Raw genomic sequence first — 19600 nt, 5'->3', positions numbered from 1 at the left:
TTTATTTATGTTTAATCTATATAGTTAAATTGTCTGTTATTTGTTTTAATTCATTTACTTATTTTATTTTTGAGTGCTCCAGCAATGGAGCCTTTTTTTATGAAATAAAACATTTTCTTTGCGTTATTTAGTTGATCTATATTAACTTTACCTCTTTAAAAAATATTCATATTTAGCAAAAGTAATTAAGTTTATTTTTAAATCTATCTTTTACAAATTGAATAAAACTCTGTCCAGGATAAATTCTTTTAAATAGAAATATAAAAGCAAAAGTGGAAGACCAAGCTGATATGCAGAGCATTACATCAAAAATCCAAGTTGGAAAATGTAATAACTTTGTAATTCCTACAAGCAGAAAAAGTGGCCAAAAAATAATGTTGGTTAGTAATATAAAACTTACCACCGGCTTTTTCAGTCTTTTATCTTCAGTCATATACAATCCCACCTTAAGCTAAATTTTTAACATACTTTAATGTACTTATTCAGCGCGTCGAGGTAATACACTGAATATTCTTTCTGTTATAACTAAATTTTCTTTCAAAATATTACTTAATCAATTAAAAAAGGGAATTTTTAACTGATTATTTACATAAAATTCGTTCTTGGAAGTAAAGTTCTAAAAGTAATTTATCCATAGTGATATTAAAATTACTACTAACAGGGATAGCACCACATCACTATCATGCTACCCAAAATAAACTACTCAAAATGAAAAAATGAACTAAATTCTCATAGATAACTGGAAAGTAATAAAATTTTCGTTTAGGGGACATTTTAAAATACTAGCTTGATAGGCATGGGGTGCAGCCGAGATTGCGATTTTAAGATTATTATCTTTTCGTTTGTGTAAAATCAATTATTTAATTGTTTAAATAAATGTTAGTTAAACGAATGTAATTCTGAATTTTCTGTAAAAATTATCTCAAGTTTATGAAGATATCACGAGGTAATGTTGTATGGTAGTATGAGGAAAAGAGTATATAGATAATTTTGGAAAAGGGGGATGTAAATTGAATGTTCAAACTACCGTAAATAACAAAGTTACTGAACTGTTAAATGCCTGGTATATTGAAATTCGAAATAGAAACGTTGCGAATGCATATAAATTTAAAAAAGAAATTGAGAGTTCTATAAATAATATTGAAGAAGACCAAAATCTATTACTGTATTATTCGTTACTTGATTTTGGTTATAAATATTTAATAGATAATTTGAGTATAGCAAAAAATAGTTTTGATCAAATTGAATCTTTGGGTAAACCAACTGATGATTTTTTATCGTATTATTATCATTTTTATAAAGCAATCTACTCTAATGCAGTTGGTAATTACAATGCAGCAAAAGAGCATTATGAAATGGCAGAAAATTTACTTGAAAGTATTCCAGATGAAATTGAAAAAGCAGAGTTTTATTATAACCAAGCTGTTTTCCAATATCATTATTATCAGGCTTTTGTGGCCTTCCAACAAGCAACAAAAGCAAAAGAAATATTTGCTAAACATGAAGGGTATGAAGTGAAAATCGGTTATTGTAACAACCTAATGGCGTTAGCTTGTACACATTTGAAAGAATGGGAATTAGCTGAAGAACTTTATATTTCGGCAATGGATATCTTTAAAAAGGTTAAAAATGAAAACGGTATGTTAGTTGTAAAACAAAATTTAGGTTTAATGTATGCTGGACAGAATCTTTCGGAGTTAGCTATCAGTCATTTAAATGAGGTCTGTGAAAAAATGCCTGAAAACTATAAAGCGATATATATTAAGGGGAAAGAACATTTTAAATTAGACGAAAATTCACTAGCTTCAGTACTTGTTCGAAAAGGCACGGAGATTTGCGATAAATTAGAATTGGTAGAGTACCAACACCATTTTAAAATTTTAAATGGACTAAATGAAGGATTAAATGGAGAAAAGCTAGAAGAAATTGTATTAGAAGGTATTGAATATTTCGAAAGAGAGAAGCTTTGGGAATACGTGAAAGAATATACTGAAGTACTAGCGGTTCTATTCCATAAAGAACATAACTTTGAAAAAGCGAGTTATTATTTCTTCTCTAGCCATAAAGCGAGTGAAGAGGTTTTTAAAAAGGAGGCATTAAAATGAAAAAAATAAGTGTTACCTTAGTTGGTGTTGTCACGGCTCTTACGTTATTTTTGAATGTGTCTCATAATTCGGTCAATCATCAGGAAGCCTCTCAATTTATTAAAGATGTCATCGTTCAATATGCACATGGGAATACTGGTTGAAGATAAAGTTTCGTGATGGAAAACCTCGTTATTAATAGCGAGGTTTTTTTGATGTTAAATAGTAGGGTATCGCTATCAAGCTAAGAAAAGCAAATACCCCAAATTAATTTTTTGTTTAGGGTATTTGTATATACTTCCAAATATTAAGTCGATAGGCCATGAATGATGCCCCGAGATAAGAGAGTCTAAAGTATTTGAATAAGAAACTTTAGATTGTTCGTTATAGTTTTTTTGAATATTAATATAATCCTATATACTTTTTTATTATTTTAGTTAAAAGAAGTTTGAAATTTGTAATTCACTATGTTTTCCAAAGAAAATAGTGAAAGGCAAGGCGATGAATACATTTACAAAATGACAAAATTGTAAGAATACACGAATGTTTGTAAGAAAGTTCGATGTTTTCCTTTTTCTTTTTTTATTATAGTGAAAAAGAAGAACGAAATATTCTCGTATGTAGGAAAGGAAGATAATAATGATTGATCTATTAAATAAATGGATGTTAGAAAGTACAGGCAATTTCAATATCGTTGTAGGACTTACAGCACTTCTATTTTTGGGTTCAGTAATTGCACTTATTATTATTTACAAAAAAATTGGTAAACCATATGAAAGAACAAATGCTATTTATTTAAAAATTACTTCTCGTATGTTTACTATTCAAATTCTAATGAATGCTATATTTATTTCTTTAGTTGGTAAAGATATTGAGAATTTCCGTCAAATCTTTATATTATTTGAAGCTTTTGTATTCTTTATTGGAGCTATTTATTCGTTTAAATTATATAAACAGGAATACAAATAATTCACTTATAAGAAACAATAAAAAACAGTAGTGATTTTATACACTACTGTTTTTTATTGTTCATTTTCAAATGTAAACCTAACTGTATATTCTATACAGTTAGGTTTACATAACATCTTATTATCGGTAGCAAGAAAAAGGCGAATTCCTACTTTCAAAAGGAATTCGCCTTTTTCTTTTTCTATAACCCTATTTATCTTTTTATACATTCCTATCATGGCGGTACCCCATTTATAGGTTATGAGAAAGGGTATTTTTTGTACTATTATCTATTCTTGGATATTATTAATAATATCTATATGAACTTATTTTTTTATTAAAAAGGTTTGGCGGTGTGTAAAATGATTAAAGGGATTAAAAATATTGAAACGAAAGAACCGATAAACATGTTTCTATTTATTCCCTGTAGTACTCTTTTGTTTGATAATATTTATCAACATTTTATTCTTAGAAAGGATTTTACACTACAGAAGCTTTTATTTGAACTCGTATTTTTATTTATTTTCATTTCATTTTTTTTATATAGTAAATGTTTACAAAAAATGAATAAACAAATGTTTACAAAATATATTTTTCTTGGCGTTAGTATTAGTTATCTTTTGGCATACGATCTTATGTTTATACGTAATCCAGGTGCTTCTTTACATATCCCTTATTTAGAGTGCTTCTTAGTAATTTCTGCACCTTTATTTTTAAGTATTCATTATCTTCTATCGGTATCTATTTGTATGATATGTAGATTTTTAATTGCTATTTATTATTTTGAAATTAACTATCCAATATCATTAATATTATTGTTTCTAACAATTTTTGTTACGTCATTTTTTGTATTTCTTTCATTAAAATTTTTAGTACAAAAAATTAAAGCATCCTATGAAAAACAAATGAAAGAAACAGCTTTATCGATAATGAGGATAATGGAATTAAAGGATCAATATACTAAAGGGCATAGTGAACGTGTAGCCAATTATGCTACTATTCTTGCTAAAGAAACAAATGAATATGATGATAATTCTTTAAAACAATTTCATTTTATTTGTTTATTACATGATATAGGGAAAATAGGCATTCCGGATGAAGTTTTAAAGAAAGCATCTTCTCTTACAGAAGAAGAATATAATATTATTAAGAAACACCCACAATTAGGATTAGAAGTTTTTAAAAATATATCTTTAATAAAAGGTAGTGAAGACATAATTCTTTCTCATCATGAAAGATGGGATGGAAAGGGATATCCTCAAAAACTAAAAGGAAATCAAATACCATTATGCGCAAGAATTGTTGCAATAGCAGATGCATTCGATGCAATGACTTCTTCAAGAGCATATCGTTCGGCTCTATCTCCTGAAGAAGCTTATAGACGTATTATAGAAGGATCTGGTACACAATTTGATCCTTCTATAGTAGAGGTTTTCAAAAAGGTATTTCCTTTGTGGGAAAAAGTGGTCCCAAATTCTTTTAGTTAAAAGCTCATGTCTGAAATCGATTCATATTTGAGGTATGACCAATGCGAAAAATGAAAAAAACAAATCCAATCGTGATAAAAGTTTGGAACCAGATAATGAATAAGGCACATAAAGAAAAGGTACCTATATATAGTATAGGTACCTTTTCTAATAGTTTTTTAGCAGAAACAACTGCATCCGATAATGATTAATAGAATAAATAATACAACTAATAAAGCAAATCCTCCAGCGAAACCGCAGCCCTCGCCGCAACTACCACCATATCCCATAACAATAGTGCCTCCTTTAGATAAGAGGGTAAAACTAGGGTTCATTCCATGGATCTTAATGGGTTCACTTTACTTTATGTTTTAAAGAATGAATGGAGCAGGTCCTTTTGAAAATAAAGAAAAGACGCCATTAGGCGCCTTCCTGTTAGGTAGATAAGACTTTAGTTTTCCAATCTAAAGAAATTTTGTATCAGTTCTTTGTGAGTATATCATAATATCTGATTGATTTATTATGCATTGTTACATAATTTTCTAACTCCTCTATTTTTCATTTGATAAAATAAAATCCTAATATTACCAAAAATTAAATAAATATTTCTACATATTCAAGATATTTACATAAATTACAGAAGTGATACATTTAAATTGTAAGCTATAAAAACTATTAAAGGGGGATTTATTATGTTCAAGAAATTAGTAGTAGGGTTATTGGCAACTGGTATTGCATTAACAGGAGGAATTGGGGCAGCTTCAGCTGATACGCAAAAAGCTGTGAGCTCTCCGAAGCAAGCAACATGCTCAATTCCTTATGAGTATTCTAATGGTAAATTCAAAAGAACTCTTTATTACTCAAATGGAGTATATGCTAATAGTTTTAATGAAAATGTTTGTGGTGGGACGATTACGTGGTATTTAAAACATGTTCAAAATGGAGTTGCTTTTTACGAAGGTAATTTAAAATAGTAGATTTTTTGAACCTCATTTATTGAGGTTCTTTTAGTTTTTAAACTGATTCTCCACAAAAAAAGACACCCAAAGGTGCCTTCCTGCGAATTGAACCACTTTAATTTTAAAAATACAGGGATTTTTCCTGTGGTTTTTGTAAGTAGCTTTTACGAAATTATGAGTGTTTTTTATTTTGTATTTCAATAAGTTCATCTGGTAGCATTTTTGTATAATATTCTTTTTCTGTTAGTTCAAATATAAATAATGCTTTTTTCCAGTTATAAACAACATCTTCTACATTATGTTGTTTAATCTTTAATAAATACTGACCTTTTAAATAGAATAGTTCACCTAATAGGTATAAAGTATTTAGATTAATTGCTAATTTTATACCCTTATCAAGGTATTTTATTGCCTCTTCATGTTGATATGTGGAGTCTAAACATTTTGCTAAATTTAAAATGATTTTTAACTTAATTTCTTTATCTCTAGGAAAATCTAACTTATTAAAATTAGTTAAACATCTTCTTAATATATTAATACCTTTTTCATAATTTTTATTTTCCGCATAAAATATAGCCATTGTTTGCATAATATCTATTTCTCTTTCTGATAAAAAATCAGAATTAGTTAAAGTCAGTTTTAATGCATTATTTAAAAGATCTAAAGCAGTTTTTATTGATCTATCCACCATAAATATAGCAATTGCTTCGTGCCATATTAGAAACTGTTTCTCTTCTTTTGTTTGAAAATTATTTAAGTTTTTCTCTTTTTTTACTATTTCATAAAGTTCTTTATATTGTTTTTGCTTTAAGCAGTCTTTTATTACATATTTTACATTTTCTACATATTTTAATCTTTTGTTTTGAGTTAGTGCAAATATATTATTTGGATCAATACCAAGTCTTTCTGATAACTGATATAACAATATACTAGATGGATAAATCATACCTTTTTCGATCTTGCTAATTTGACTTTGTGAACATATTCCATGACATAATTCGGATTGTGATATATTTTTTTTCATTCTAAGTTCTTTAATGATAATACCCAAATCGTTAAATTCCATTTTTCCACCTACTATCTAGCACTTTATTAGTAAAAGAATATTCCCTAACCTTAATGTAATGTAAAAATAATGTAGTTGCAATTATTGTTTGTTGTAAATGGCTTACCGTTTTCATAAGGTGGTGAGGATTTTAATATGTACAAAAAAGACACCCAAAGGTGCCTTCCTGCGACTTGAACCATCTTAATTTTAATAATATGTATTGGACTCCCATCCAACTATTATTTTATCATGTTAAATACATAAATTCATTGAGAAAAAGATATAGCTCATTATTCATTCTGTCAAAAGGATTTATCCCACGTAACGTATGAATGTTCCATAAATGTATCAAAAAAATGAACAAATCGTGATTGGAATAAAAAAGGGTTCTTACTATTACGTAAGAACCCATAAACAAAAAAGTCGTATGTGCCTCAATATTAGAATTACATAAAAACGCTATTTTAATAAAAGCGACATTGAAAGTTAGCAAGCAATACTTAAAAGAGTAAAAGCGGCAAATGCGTAAACTAATAAGCTACTAGTAGCAAGGAATTTTATAATTTCATTTGTAGAAATAATAGTTAAACATAATGCTATAGATGCACCTATAAAGAATTGGTACTTTGTATGTATATTTGTAAGATTAATTATTACGAGTACAGTTAAGAAAAGTGAAATGAAGTTAAAATATCTTTTCATTGTCATATTTCCTTTCAATGTTTGATCTGTATTTATTATACCATATTGTACCAGTAATAACATACTTTGTAATGAATCTTAATAGAAATCTCATTTTGCCATAAATAAAAAGTCGGTTGTTTCCGCAACCACCTTTCAGTAAAGTAAAGCACTTTTTTATAATTCAAGTGACGAGTTTAATTTATCCCACTATTTGCGGGCAGCCCGATTGGTGAGGGCTGATTAAAGTTTCACTTTATAAGAAAGGAATGACTACATTATATGAAAACTTGTCTAATAAGGTTACATATAAAAGAGCAGCTAGCAATGGCTAACTGCTCAATACAAGGAGATACAGAGAAAACTAAATGAATGTTGGCATACAGCCTATCAACATTATGGACATAATATTGAGTTTTATTCGAAGGAATTCATGTTTTATAAATTAGATTATGATAGTCGGTATTCTTTTATTAAATAGCCAACAGCACTGATTACTATAAGAATGAAAAGAATAAGTTCTAGTGTAACTGGCAGTTGATCTACCCTAAATGCATCAATTTGTTACATTATGATTATAAGATGTTTTTTTATAGTTAGTGGTGAAAAATTTAATAAAACTACCTCTATATGAAAAAAGGTTCTGTTGTCTCCAACAGAACCTCTTCTAAAATGGCAAAGAGTAACTCTTACCTTACTCTTTGTTAATAATATTGCAGGAGTGTTAATGAAAATCCAAGACTCCTTATATTGAGAAATAAAGAAGAATTATTTTAAAGAATTTCAATATAAAATTAGAGATTACCATGAGGGGAGTTATAACGAGTTACTACCTATACATATTCATAAATAAAACAACATAATATTAACACGGAAAAATATATTAATATGAATTTTTGCATATTTTAAAATTCAATATATCCCTCAAAACCTTTTAATTGTATAATGTATTTTGTCATATTTTTAGATTTTCCGACAAAATATAAAATAGAGAACGTATTGGGAGAAGGAATTATGTACACAAAACTATTAAAATCAATTACATCATTATCACTTATTGGTGGTGCTTTATTGTATACAAACGGCAGTGATGTGAAGGCTGCTGAGGCAGGTATTTTTTCTGATGTGCCTACATCACATTGGTCGTATCCGGCGATTAAAGATTTAGCGGGTAAAAATATTATTTCCGGTTATGGAAATGGAAAGTTTGGTTTCGGTGATGTTGCGACGAGAGAACAAGTTGCAGCTTTAATTTATCGTGTGTTAGTACCAAATAAGCAAGGTGGTACGTTCAGTAATGAAGGTGCTCGTTACGTATTAAAAGATGGATCTACTTTAAATAATCCGTATCGAGATATTCGCTCAGGTTCAACATTGTTCCCAGAAGAGGTTTTAACGTTAACGAAATTAGGGGTTTTTAAAGGTGATGCAAACGGTGGATTTAGACCGAAAGATTCTGTTAGCCGCGCAGAAATGGCACAAATTCTTACAAACGCTTTCCATCTTTCTGCGAAACAAAAGCATACGTTTAACGATATTCCAAGCGGTTTTTGGGGTGAAAATGCCATTAGTGCGGTGCAATCAAACGGGATTGCTTCTGGTACAGGCGAAGGGAAATTTGAGCCATCTAAAACGGTAACACGTGAACAGTATGCACAGTTTTTATATAATACTTTGAAATATAAAAAGCCTGAAGTTGCGGTGCAAGATACAGGGGATGCGGCATTATTAGCAGCATTTAAAGATGAAGTACAAAAGCGTATTAATGCGTACGAAACGAATATTACACTTCCATATAAAACGAAAAATGGTAATCAGGAAGAAGTAATGAAGACACTTTTCAACGCCTATAAAGAAGTCGCAAGTAAAAATGAGTATACAAATTATAATAGATCGAATGTTTCATATGGAATTTCTGGATCACCTGGAAATTATACGTTTACGTTAAAGATTACATATCGTGAAACGAAAGAACAAACGGAATATGTAATGAAGCAAGCAAAGGCAATTGTTTCTTCTATTACGCAAGTTGGAATGGATGATCACGAAAAAGTGAAGGCGATTCATGATTATGTCGTAAAGCATATTTCTTACGATACGTCTTATAAAGCTTACACCGCATATGAAGCACTCGTAAATCGTTCTGCAGTTTGCCAAGGTTACGCACTATTAACCTATCAATTATTAAAAGAAGCAGGTATTGAGAATCATTTTGTAGTAGGAACTGGGGACGGTCAGCCCCATGCTTGGAATTTAGTGAAAATCGAAAACAAATGGTATCATCTTGATACAACATTCGATGATCCAATACCAGATGAACAAGGCCGCGTAACATATTCTTATTTCAACTTATCAGATGAGCAAATCGCAAGAAATCATGAGTGGAACCGCGGGGACTATCCGCAAGCTACAACAAATTATTATAGTACATTAACAAATAAAATTGCGGCAGGTAGTACGAAAAACCCTGCATATCAGCAAATTTTAAAAGATACAAAGTTAAATTATTTAGGAAATGAATACATTGCAAATAACTATAATGAATTCAAAAATAAAATGCAGAAACGTTATAACGAAAAGTCACCAAAGATTGAAATCCTTTATAAACAATCAATGGATGGCGCATTGCAAGACGTGAAAAAAGTAATTGGAGAAATCGGTTATCCGCAAGGAGCAAACCGTGTTTCTTATAAAGCGGAGCCGTATAATGCGAAAGAAGGATATTCTTTAGTGACGATTACGTTTATGTAGTGAGAATGAGAAAAAGCATCTGTTTCAGATGCTTTTTTTATTTTTATCCGACAAAATATGACAATGTATAAATGACTTGTTTGCTACCATGAGGTGAGAAATCTTACATTTTTGCTGAAATAACTAGTACATACCGGAGGCATACAATATGAAACGAAAATTACTTACATCATTAGCATGCAGTACATTACTTGTGAGCATGGCTGCTTGTAGCACAAATGAGAAGACTGCAACTGAAGCAAAGCCTAAACAAGAAGAAAAAGTTCAAACTAATCAAAAGCAACAAAAAGATAGTTACGTAGTAAGTGAAGAGCAATTATCTAAAGCGGCACAGATGATTGGAGAAATTAAAAACGAGCAAACTATAAATGACATGATGATACATATGTCTCTCCAAAAACTCACATTCAATGGGAAGAATCTTCGTGTTTCTGGTACCCGTGATGTAGGGCGATTTCAAATGACGAAAGCAAACATTCAGTACCTAAAAAACAACTTAAATGTTATCAATAATGATGAAAGAAAAAGATATGAATCTATTTTGAACAAATGGTACGGTGGAGATTTCGAATCTGCAGTTGAAGACTATAGTGAAATTCATTATTTACGTTCTGGAAAAAAGCAAAGTATGGAGGGAGCTAAACTAGCTAAAAAAACTGATAGTGATGAAAAAGAATTTATTCTCCATTTCTTTGGTCAAGAAGGATTAGATGTTCATAATAAAGAGTGGAAACATGGAGGGTTATAGAAATAAAACTGAATTGCATACCAATAAGAAGTACAATGCTTTTACCCTGCAATATGGTATTTGCTTGGGAGTCCAATACATATTATTAAAATTAAGATGGTTCAAGTCAGAGAAAGGCACCTTAGGGTGTCTTTCTCTTTTTTCTAAATGACAGTTTTGGCTTAAAGAAGATACATTTTCAATGGATGATTCCCATGAATATATAAATAAAGTTCATCCATATATTTGTAGAAAGGAGGAATTAAAATGAAGAGAGATGATAATAAGGTTGGTCACTTTATATCTGAAAAAGGAAAAGAAGACTTTCGAATTGCCTACGATGAATCAATGGCACTTCTTCCAACACCTAATGACATGAAAGATATAGAAACTACATATGGCACAATTCGTACGTATTACTTTACTAAAGAGGAAAATAAACATAAGGAACCGATAATCTTACTTCCTGGACGTGGTGCATCTACTCCAATGTGGGTACCAAATTTAGAAGGGTTAAGGGAGAAAAGGCCTGTTTACACAATCGATTTACTTGGTGAACCTGGAATGAGCGTGCAAACGAAGGTGATTGAAAACCAAAAACAACAAGCAGAATGGTTAAATGAAGTAATTGAAGGATTAGGTTTAAAAAAAGTGCATATCGTGGGTGTCTCTATTGGAGGTTGGACAGCAATGAATTTGGCCAGATATAACCCTAAGCATATTGCGACGGCTAGTTTATTGGACCCAGTCTTTGTATTTGCACAAATATCCATAAAGATGATTCTGGCATCTATTCCAGCTTCCGTTCCTATTGTACCTAAGTTTTTAAGAGAAAAGATGTTAAGCTATGTTTCTGGAGGAGCAGAAACAAATGATGATGAGCCGATCGCTAAGTTAATCGAGTCGGGCATGCGTAACTATAAATTGAAAACACCAGCGCCTGATTTATTTAGTAAAGAAGACTTAAAAAATATCAATGTTCCAGTGCTTGCCTTAATGGCTGAAAAAAGTACAATGCACAATTCGGTAAAAGCAGTTGAAACTGGAAAAAAATACGTTAAAGATATAGATATAGTGAACTGGAAAAATGCATCTCACGCAATTAATGGTGAGTTCTCTAACGAAGTTAATGCTAGAATTCTTGATTTTATAGAGAAACATTCTACTGATAAATAAGTTGAAAGTGGGAAATATGTTGTAATGACAATTTTACTTCTTCTATTTTCATGAATATGTATAATTACATAAAAAATCAAGGAAAAAGAGAGTATACTTTGATATTGTGTAATAAAGATAAGGCCCGCCTACGGAAATAGGCGGGCTTTTTTTACATATGAAGAAAAGACACTCACATGAGTGTCTTTCCGATAGTTTTTTAGCAGAAGCAAGCAGCTCCAACGATGATTAATAAAATAAACAATACAACTAATAAAGCAAATCCTCCAGCGAAGCCACAGCCGCCACAACTACCACCAAAGCCCATAATAGTTCCTCCTTTTAATAGGAGAGGAAAACTAAGAGTTCACTCATGTGTTTTAACGGATTCAATTTACTTTATGCTTTTACAAATGAATGGAGCAGGTCCTTTCCAAAATAGATTTATTTATCCCGCTTTAATGGGCAGTAAGCCCCCCACCTCAAAATTCAGCGAAAGCAAAGAAGTTAGGTGGGGGTCGGGCTGCCCATTAAAGTCCGATTGGTTCAACTAATAATCAGTGGGGGATGAAGAAAACCCCCACTGATTAAAGTTTCACTTTATTCTTAGAAAGAGTTCAAGGGCAAAATAGGAGAATCTATATTATTCTTTAAGAAGGAATAAATAAAAAATAAAATATCCAAAAATACAGATAGAAATCCGCTTTTATACCTTTCATTAAAATAATACTAGCATTATATATTATAAGGAATACTTGTCCTTAATTGTAAATGAAAGGGGGGAATTGATATGAGTTATGGCTATGGTCATCCTCCTGGAAAATGTCATAAACATCACAATGAAACTTTGTCAACGGGTGTATTACGTAGACATTCCGCTACGTTGTTTCTTACTGTGGAAGCTATGAATGTTGATCCAGATGATACTCATACAGTAACTGTTGAAATGTTTGATTGGTCATCGGGTTCTCCGGTATTGTTACCATTAGTAGACCCTTCAACACAAACATTGGCACCTAATCGATATGTTACTTTTCGTTCAGCAGCTCTTCCTCCAGGAGTTTTTGCTTATGAAGTAAGAATCATTCGTTCGAAAGATAGAGATGTTGTTACGAATGTTTTTGGTCTTAGTGCAATAGTATTTAACCCACAAGAAGGAAATAATGTTTTACAACATGATTTAGCAAAATTAGATCTTAAATAGATTTTATAAAAGTTTATTTATTGGACAAGATTAAAAAAGAGTAGGATGTAATCCTACTCTTTTTTAACATCAATTATATTAGAATTTTAAAAGAAATCCTTCATCATTTTCGCATCTTTAATGTTCACTACCACACCTTCAACTTTATCTTTTTTCTCATCTTTTGCAATCGTAATTTGCTCCTTATTATCAACCCACACAAGAAACTCTTCTTTTGCGTCATCTTTATATGTAACGGTAATAGTAGAATGTGCAGATTCTCGCTTTTTTTGATCTAGTGTAATTGTTTTAGGCGTTCCTTTTTGAACTGCTGAAACGATAGATTGTATCATTTCTTCGTTATCTGTTTGAGATTTTGAAACGTTGTTATTTTTTGTGCTAAGTATTTCGATATCTGTAATATTTGCGGAGTTTAATTGAAAGGCATTTTGTTTCTGTTCTTGTTTAGCTTGTGGAGATTTGTTTGTAGCTGAGGTACTGGCACAGCCTATTAAAGTGAAAGATAGAGCGGTTAGAGCACATAAATAAGTTGTTTTTTTCATAGTATCCCTCCTTACGTTTAATTATAACAATTTTCTGTTAATTTAGGTAGTTATTGTAAGCGGATTTACTCTACTAGTTTTAGGATAGAAAAAATTCACATAACTTTTTTCATATTTTATGTTTAACATTTCGAAAATGGGTGTACTACATATAATATAACAAATAATTCATTTTAAAGGAGGAAGTTAAAGATGGAAACGAAGTATAGTAAACCTTTTGTATATGAATTTATTACGGAGAAAGAGGTCATGAATGCGGCGAATGATCTAGTGAAGAAAGGGATAGACCAAAAAGATATTTACGTATTAACACATGAGAAAGAGAGGACAGATAGAATCGCAGACAATGCAGACGTGAATACAATTGGGATAAAGGAGGAGGGACTTGGGACAAGCATTATTAACGTCTTTCAAAACACGGGAGATCAGTTAAGAAATAAGATGCAAGAGTTAGGGCTTAATGAGGAAGAGGCGAACTTCTACGAAGAAAAGCTGGATGAAGGAAAAATCTTGTTATTCGTTAAGGATTTAGAAAGAGTCGGTGAATGGTTACAAGAAAGAAGATGCATGTATTCTATTTAAATTTGTATCCTGTAAATCTATAAATCTATTACGAAAAGGAGATTGTAAATATGAGTGAGAACGGACTAAAAGAACAAGTTAAAGGTAAAGTTGAAAAGAAAAAAGGACAAGTAAAAGAAGGAATTGGTGAAGTTACAGAAGATAGAGAGTTGAAAAATGAAGGGAAGTGGGAAAAAACGAAGGGAACGATAAAAGAAAAAGTCGGAAAAGTGAAACAAAAGATAAGTGATGAATTGGATAATAAAGAATAATATATGTTCATCAAGCTTTGGTTACATACCAAAGCTTGATGAATCCAATATAAAACGAATATAGGAGGTTTAATTGTGGGACTTATTATTACGTGTATTGTAGGTGGACTTATTGGTGCGTTAGCTGGAATGATTACAGGAAAAGACTTTCCGTTAGGTATAGTTGGTAACGTGATTGCCGGATTAATCGGATCTTGGGTAGGTAGTGCGTTATTTGGTCATTGGGGTCCTGAATGGGGAGGCATCTTTATTCTTCCAGCTTTATTAGGTGCAATCGTCTTTATTTTAATCGTTACATTCTTTTCTAGAATGCTGCGGAAAGCGTAAGTATGATAATGAATAGTAATCTTAAGTTTGTTATATGCGACTATAAGGTTAATAAGCTCGTAAAAATACATAAAAAAAGCATCCAATTAAACTAATTTGGATGCTTTTTTTATGTAATCTGCATAGGAAAGAGTGGAGGATGAAGAACCCCCACTCATTAAAATTACACTTTCTATTATGTATTAAACCATCGTTACTTTTTCACAATTATTTATTTTTACGACCTGCCTTGGTTCTATATGAGATAAGTCTTCGCTATTACCGATATCCACTACAATTGTATTCGTTAGTATGTTAATAATGGAACCAATTAATTTTGTAGCATGATCGTGTCGATAAGAAAATTGAACAAAATCTCCCTTTTTAAAGTTGTGCTCTTCCATAGATAGATCCCCCTAAAAATAATGTTTATACATTATACATACACAAAATTATAAGTTTTAAACATTTATTAGTACGATTTAAGTGTTAAGCCGAGAAAGGTGTAGAAAATTTATTTATAATGAAAATAAAAAAATATGTTTAAAATTAATTTTTATGGGTAATTAAATAGTAAGAGTTTGAGATAAGGGGGCGGAAATGATGAATTTGGCAATAAATATTTTGCAAAATGATGTAGGTTATACAGTACAACTTAATGGTGAAATTGACGCATATACGGCATCAGATTTGAAAAATAAGATTATGCCTATTGCAAGCGAAAAAGAGGTTCATATTGTAGTAGATTTTACTGAGGTAGAGTATATGGATAGTACAGGTTTAGGTGTGTTTATAGCTCTATTAAAAGCAATTAAGAAAAATGATGGAAAGCTAGAGTTTATTGGTGTATCTAAAAGACTAAAAAGATTATTCGATATTACAGGACTAACAGAAATATTAAATTTGAATTCCGATTTTGAAAAAGTAGAAAGAAGGTGACTAGGGATGATGGAGAGATTTGAAAAGATAGAAATGAAAATTCCTGCAAAGGCAGAATATGTGGCTATTATTCGTTTAACAATGGCTGGTGTTGCGAATCGAATGGGCTTTGCTTATGACGATATAGAAGATATGAAAATTGCTATTAGTGAAGCATGTACAAATATTGTACAACATGCATACAAAGAAGACGTTGGAGAAATTGCAATTGTCTTTGGGCTATATGAAGATCGATTAGAAATTATGGTTGCTGATAATGGGATTAGCTTTGATTTTAGCACCTTAAAAGAGAAAGTTGGTCCGTATGATATTAGTAAACCAGTAGAACATTTGCCGGAAAATGGTTTAGGTTTATATTTAATCAATACGTTAATGGATGATATACAAATTATGCATGATGAGGGCATGACAGTTTTAATGACAAAATATATACAAAGAGAGCAGGTGGAGAATGATGGAAATCCAATCTCAACCTACAAATCTTGCTAAAGAAGACGTTATTAAACTAATTGCAGACTTCCAACAAAACCAATGTGATGAAGCACAGGAAAGATTAGTTCATCACTATAAAAATCTCGTACATTCCATTGCATATCGCTATTCAAAAGGTGGGCCGATGCATGAGGATATTATACAAGTAGGAATGTTAGGGCTCTTAGGCGCAATAAGAAGGTATGATTACTCGATAGGGAATGCTTTTGAGCCGTTTGCAATACCTACGATAGTAGGCGAAATAAAGAAGTATTTACGTGATAAAACTTGGGGTATTCATGTTCCAAGGCGAATTAAAGATTTAGGCGGGAAGATTAAACTTGCGATAGAGGAGCTAACAGATCAACTGCAACGTTCACCGAAGATTATAGAGATTGCGGATCATTTAGAACTATCCGAAGAGGAAGTGCTAGAAATTATGGATGCGAAAAATAATTATCGAGTATCTTCCTTAGACGATGTAGTTGAAAATTCATCTGATGGCAGTTCGGTAGCGAGAATTGAATCTGTAGGTGAAGTAGAGCAAGGATATGAAGAGACAGAAAGACGTCTCGTTTTAAAGGATATTTTTAACGTATTAAATGAGACGGAAAAGAGTGTCATTCATTATATATTTGGAGAGAATTTAAATCAAAAGGATACAGGGGAACGGTTAGGTATTTCACAAATGCACGTTTCTCGTATTAAAAGACAAGCGATAAGTAAATTGAAGCAAGCAGCGTTTTTAGATACATAAAAATTTTAAAGAATTATGTTTAAAACATGAGAAAAGGGGTAGTTATTAAGTATAGGAGGAGATATAAAAATGTCACACGATGTGAAAGAACTAATCGAAGGATTGAATAAAGATTTAGCAGGAGAATACTCGGCAATTATTATGTATAACCATAATGCTGCTACAGTTTCTGGTATATATAGACAAGTGTTAAAACCTTTCTTTGAATCTGAAATTAGTGATGAACAAGGACATGCCCTATATTTAGCGGAGAAAATTAAGACGTTAGGTGGTACACCTACTACGATCCCTTTACCAGTGAAACAAGTAGAAGATGTTAGAGAAATGTTAGAAGAAGCTAGGAAGTCAGAATATGAAACAATTAAGCGTTATGAAACGAGAAAAGAGCAGGCCGCGAAATTAAATATGACAGAGTTAGTTGTAAAGTTAGAAGATATGATTGCAGATGAAACAAATCATATGGAAGAGTTAGATCGTCTTTTAAGTGATAAAGCAATGGTGTTAAATTAATTTATAGAGTGAAAGAACAAACTCTCATTTCTAGGGGGTTTGTTCTTTTGCTGTATAAAAAATATGTTTGAGTAGGAAATTTTCATTTTGTAACTGAGTATGTAATACTAGAAAAATAGAAAATGATCATAGATTTACATTTTATATAAGAAAAGGGGAAATAACTTGTGTCCATTTTAATTGTCGATGATAATCCGGTTAACATCTTTGTAATTGAAAAAATTTTAAAACAAGCCGGATATCAGGATCTTGTATCGCTTAATTCTGCACAAGAGCTTTTCGAATACATTCAATTTGGAAAAGATTCTTCCAGGTATAATGAAATTGATTTAATACTATTAGATATTATGATGCCTGAAATTGACGGACTTGAAGTTTGTAGGCGATTACAAAAAGAGGAGAAGTTTAAAGATATTCCTATTATTTTTGTAACAGCTTTAGAAGATGCGAATAAATTAGCTGAAGCGCTTGATATAGGCGCAATGGATTATATTACGAAACCGATAAATAAAGTTGAATTGTTAGCGCGTATGCGTGTAGCATTACGCTTGAAATCGGAATTAAATTGGCATAAAGAACAAGAAGAAAACCTTCGTAATGAATTGGATTTAGCTACACAAGTACAAAGAAACTTATTAAGTAGCCCATTAAGAGAAGATCATATAAAAATTGAAGCAAGCTATTTACCTTCATTCAAACTAGCTGGAGATATGTATTATTGGTATAAAATCGATAAAAACCGCTACGGTATTATATTATTAGATGTGATGGGACATGGTATATCTGCTTCATTAGTTTGTATGTTTATTTCGTCTGTATTACGTGAAACGATTAAATCTTTAATCGATCCAGAACTTGTCATTAAAGACTTAAATAAATATATGACTCTTTTACATAATGAGAATGATAATATTCCATATTATTTTACAGCGATATACTTAGTAGTTGATACAGAAAAGAGAACAATTGAATATGTAAATGCAGGACATCCTTCTGGATACGTTTTAGTCGATGAAGCGAATGTAGTGGAACTAAATCGCGGGGGTTGTGCGGTAGGATTTTTTGATGAAATAAAAGTTGAAAAGACAGTTATACCTTTTGAGGAGAACGCTCAAATATTATTATTTACAGATGGTGTGCTTGAAGCAATTGCAAATGATGAATTTGAGTCTGAAGAGAAATTACGTGCTTTTACAGAAAGAAAATGGGGAGATTTAGAAGAAGAGATAGAAGGGTTTTATAAGGAAGAACAGAAGAAAACACAATCAGATGATATGTGCCTCATTATGATACAAACGAATGCGAAATAAAAAGCGTATGAAATCCAAACAGAGGATTTCATACGCTTTTATTGTATTTTTTGATAGATTTGTTCGTTCGGATTAAACTGGATATAATGCGGCATTATATTTGAAAAACGAAGAGTTTCTTTATTTCCTAAACATAGGAATCCATTGTGGCCTAAACTTTCATAAAATAGTTGCTGTACTTGGTTTTGAAGTTTACCTGTAAAATAAATTAAAACGTTACGGCAAAGTATAATATGAAATTCGTTAAAAGATTGATCAGTTACTAAATTATGTTGCGCAAAGATAATGTTTTGTAAAAGAGATGGATTAAAATAAGCAAAACGATTATCTGTTGAATAGTAGTTAGAAAATGCTTGTGTACCGCCAGCTTGTAAATAGTTTTTCGTATAAGTTTGCATTTTATTTAACGGAAGGATGCCTTGTTTTGCTTTTTCTAACACATTTGTATTCATATCTGTTGCGTAAATAACAGCTTTTTCACTTAATCCTTCTTCGTGAAGTAAGATGGACATGGATAATACTTCTTCACCAGTTGCGCATCCAGCATGCCAAATTCTAATTTCAGGATACTTTTTTAATTCAGGAATGACATGCTCTCTTAGCGCTTTAAAAAAGTTAGGGTTACGGAACATTTCAGTTACATTAATGGAGAAATCATTTAATAACTGTTCTAAAAACCCTTCCTCATGAATTACTTTTTCAATTAACTTTGAAATGGTTGGTATATTAGAGATCTGCATTCGATTACAAATTCTTCTATAAATAGATGTACGAGCATATTGGCGGAAATCGAAGCCAGATAGTTTAAATACCGCTTCTAATAGTAATTCAATTTCTAAGTTCGTGCGCTTATCCATATCGACGGATGGATCAAAATTATAATACTTATTTTCCACTTAAATTAAACCT

24 protein-coding genes and 1 pseudogene are annotated in these 19600 nt (G+C 31.2%); 17 read left to right on the top strand and 8 right to left on the bottom strand.

Features of this window, described 5'->3' with window-relative positions; all coding sequences use genetic code 11:
- Nucleotides 1–181: 181 nt before the first annotated feature.
- Nucleotides 182–433 (bottom strand): annotated as a pseudogene (locus tag AC1DMU_RS17615) (CPBP family intramembrane glutamate endopeptidase); the annotation flags it as partial.
- Nucleotides 434–1010: 577 nt separating this feature from the next.
- Between AC1DMU_RS17615 and AC1DMU_RS17610 the strand changes: the two are divergent.
- The 4 genes from AC1DMU_RS17610 to AC1DMU_RS17595 all read left to right on the top strand — a co-directional run bounded on the left by AC1DMU_RS17610 (nt 1011) and on the right by AC1DMU_RS17595 (nt 4519).
- Entirely contained in the window at nt 1011–2105 is a 1095-nt protein-coding gene (locus AC1DMU_RS17610) for a Rap family tetratricopeptide repeat protein (RefSeq protein WP_060489132.1), read from the top strand.
- Nucleotides 2102–2248 (top strand): hypothetical protein, encoded by a 147-nt coding sequence (locus AC1DMU_RS17605; RefSeq protein ID WP_000724334.1) that lies wholly within the window; start codon nt 2102–2104, stop codon nt 2246–2248. Before AC1DMU_RS17610 ends, AC1DMU_RS17605 begins: the two co-directional genes overlap by 4 nt.
- 475 nt (nt 2249–2723) lie before the next feature.
- Nucleotides 2724–3053 carry a hypothetical protein gene (locus tag AC1DMU_RS17600; RefSeq protein ID WP_000566288.1) on the top strand — a complete coding sequence of 110 codons (330 nt, stop codon included), beginning with the start codon at nt 2724–2726 and terminating at the stop codon, nt 3051–3053.
- A 341-nt stretch (nt 3054–3394) separates the two neighbouring features.
- Complete coding sequence (locus AC1DMU_RS17595) at nt 3395–4519, top strand: HD-GYP domain-containing protein (RefSeq protein WP_142291686.1); 1125 nt, start codon at nt 3395–3397, stop codon at nt 4517–4519.
- A 158-nt stretch (nt 4520–4677) separates the two neighbouring features.
- Here the strand turns inward: AC1DMU_RS17595 and AC1DMU_RS17590 are convergent, their stop codons facing one another.
- Entirely contained in the window at nt 4678–4788 is a 111-nt protein-coding gene (locus AC1DMU_RS17590; protein WP_000540371.1) for a YjcZ family sporulation protein, read from the bottom strand.
- Between the two features lie 402 nt (nt 4789–5190).
- Between AC1DMU_RS17590 and AC1DMU_RS17585 the strand changes: the two genes are divergently transcribed.
- Nucleotides 5191–5472, top strand: coding sequence for an LCI fold-containing protein (locus tag AC1DMU_RS17585; RefSeq protein ID WP_000473837.1), 282 nt, complete (start codon nt 5191–5193; stop codon nt 5470–5472).
- 157 nt (nt 5473–5629) lie between these two features.
- Here AC1DMU_RS17585 and AC1DMU_RS17580 read toward each other — a convergent pair whose 3' ends face one another.
- Nucleotides 5630–6523, bottom strand: coding sequence for a helix-turn-helix domain-containing protein (locus tag AC1DMU_RS17580; protein ID WP_088062256.1), 894 nt, complete (start codon nt 6521–6523; stop codon nt 5630–5632).
- Nucleotides 6524–6991: 468 nt separating this feature from the next.
- On the bottom strand, nt 6992–7207 hold the full coding sequence (locus tag AC1DMU_RS17575) for a hypothetical protein (RefSeq protein ID WP_137014997.1): 216 nt from the start codon (nt 7205–7207) through the stop codon (nt 6992–6994).
- A gap of 993 nt (nt 7208–8200) precedes the next feature.
- On the opposite strand from AC1DMU_RS17575, the gene AC1DMU_RS17570 reads away from it, so the two are divergent.
- From AC1DMU_RS17570 to AC1DMU_RS17560, 3 genes are all read left to right on the top strand, one after another.
- Nucleotides 8201–9937: an S-layer homology domain-containing protein gene (locus AC1DMU_RS17570; RefSeq protein WP_088062260.1), complete on the top strand. Its 1737-nt coding sequence runs from the start codon at nt 8201–8203 to the stop codon at nt 9935–9937.
- A 148-nt stretch (nt 9938–10085) separates the two neighbouring features.
- Nucleotides 10086–10685, top strand: coding sequence for a DUF6241 domain-containing protein (locus AC1DMU_RS17565; RefSeq protein WP_088062262.1), 600 nt, complete (start codon nt 10086–10088; stop codon nt 10683–10685).
- A gap of 246 nt (nt 10686–10931) precedes the next feature.
- Nucleotides 10932–11840 (top strand): alpha/beta fold hydrolase, encoded by a 909-nt coding sequence (locus AC1DMU_RS17560; protein ID WP_088062264.1) that lies wholly within the window; start codon nt 10932–10934, stop codon nt 11838–11840.
- A 199-nt stretch (nt 11841–12039) separates the two neighbouring features.
- Here the strand turns inward: AC1DMU_RS17560 and AC1DMU_RS17555 are convergent, their stop codons facing one another.
- A complete protein-coding gene (locus tag AC1DMU_RS17555; protein WP_000505670.1) occupies nt 12040–12147 on the bottom strand; it encodes a YjcZ family sporulation protein in 108 nt (35 codons plus the stop codon).
- Between the two features lie 462 nt (nt 12148–12609).
- Between AC1DMU_RS17555 and AC1DMU_RS17550 the strand changes: the two genes are divergently transcribed.
- Complete coding sequence (locus tag AC1DMU_RS17550) at nt 12610–13023, top strand: hypothetical protein (RefSeq protein WP_000120201.1); 414 nt, start codon at nt 12610–12612, stop codon at nt 13021–13023.
- Nucleotides 13024–13109: 86 nt separating this feature from the next.
- Here AC1DMU_RS17550 and AC1DMU_RS17545 read toward each other — a convergent pair whose 3' ends face one another.
- Nucleotides 13110–13565, bottom strand: a complete 456-nt coding sequence (locus AC1DMU_RS17545) for a hypothetical protein (RefSeq protein ID WP_088062266.1) — start codon at nt 13563–13565, stop codon at nt 13110–13112.
- Nucleotides 13566–13757: 192 nt separating this feature from the next.
- Here AC1DMU_RS17545 and AC1DMU_RS17540 point away from each other — a divergent pair, with 192 nt between their 5' ends.
- The 3 genes from AC1DMU_RS17540 (at nt 13758) to AC1DMU_RS17530 (ending at nt 14725) form a co-directional block, all read left to right on the top strand.
- Nucleotides 13758–14147 carry a YflT domain-containing protein gene (locus AC1DMU_RS17540; protein WP_000448812.1) on the top strand — a complete coding sequence of 130 codons (390 nt, stop codon included), beginning with the start codon at nt 13758–13760 and terminating at the stop codon, nt 14145–14147.
- A 50-nt stretch (nt 14148–14197) separates the two neighbouring features.
- On the top strand, nt 14198–14398 hold the full coding sequence (locus AC1DMU_RS17535) for a CsbD family protein (RefSeq protein WP_001293468.1): 201 nt from the start codon (nt 14198–14200) through the stop codon (nt 14396–14398).
- Nucleotides 14399–14473: 75 nt separating this feature from the next.
- Entirely contained in the window at nt 14474–14725 is a 252-nt protein-coding gene (locus AC1DMU_RS17530) for a GlsB/YeaQ/YmgE family stress response membrane protein (RefSeq protein ID WP_000522902.1), read from the top strand.
- A gap of 182 nt (nt 14726–14907) precedes the next feature.
- Here the strand turns inward: AC1DMU_RS17530 and AC1DMU_RS17525 are convergent, their stop codons facing one another.
- Nucleotides 14908–15108, bottom strand: a complete 201-nt coding sequence (locus AC1DMU_RS17525) for a methyltransferase (RefSeq protein WP_000390989.1) — start codon at nt 15106–15108, stop codon at nt 14908–14910.
- A gap of 196 nt (nt 15109–15304) precedes the next feature.
- Here AC1DMU_RS17525 and rsbV point away from each other — a divergent pair, with 196 nt between their 5' ends.
- From rsbV to AC1DMU_RS17500, 5 genes are all read left to right on the top strand, one after another.
- Nucleotides 15305–15643 (top strand): anti sigma b factor antagonist RsbV, encoded by a 339-nt coding sequence (gene rsbV, locus AC1DMU_RS17520; RefSeq protein ID WP_001999229.1) that lies wholly within the window; start codon nt 15305–15307, stop codon nt 15641–15643.
- A gap of 6 nt (nt 15644–15649) precedes the next feature.
- Nucleotides 15650–16132, top strand: a complete 483-nt coding sequence (rsbW, locus tag AC1DMU_RS17515) for an anti-sigma B factor RsbW (protein ID WP_087957589.1) — start codon at nt 15650–15652, stop codon at nt 16130–16132.
- Nucleotides 16095–16871, top strand: a complete 777-nt coding sequence (gene sigB / locus AC1DMU_RS17510; protein ID WP_088062268.1) for an RNA polymerase sigma factor SigB — start codon at nt 16095–16097, stop codon at nt 16869–16871. The genes rsbW and sigB overlap by 38 nt, the downstream gene beginning before the upstream one ends.
- Before the next feature lie 69 nt (nt 16872–16940).
- On the top strand, nt 16941–17381 hold the full coding sequence (locus AC1DMU_RS17505) for a ferritin-like domain-containing protein (protein ID WP_088062271.1): 441 nt from the start codon (nt 16941–16943) through the stop codon (nt 17379–17381).
- 167 nt (nt 17382–17548) lie between these two features.
- A complete protein-coding gene (locus AC1DMU_RS17500) occupies nt 17549–18691 on the top strand; it encodes a fused response regulator/phosphatase (RefSeq protein ID WP_088062273.1) in 1143 nt (380 codons plus the stop codon).
- Between the two features lie 38 nt (nt 18692–18729).
- Here the strand turns inward: AC1DMU_RS17500 and AC1DMU_RS17495 are convergent, their stop codons facing one another.
- Nucleotides 18730–19587, bottom strand: coding sequence for a CheR family methyltransferase (locus AC1DMU_RS17495; RefSeq protein WP_088062275.1), 858 nt, complete (start codon nt 19585–19587; stop codon nt 18730–18732).
- Between the last annotated feature and the right edge of the window lie 13 nt (nt 19588–19600).

Source organism: Bacillus sp. 01N45 (assembly GCF_056399205.1).
This window is presented reverse-complemented; position numbering and strand designations above follow the sequence as displayed.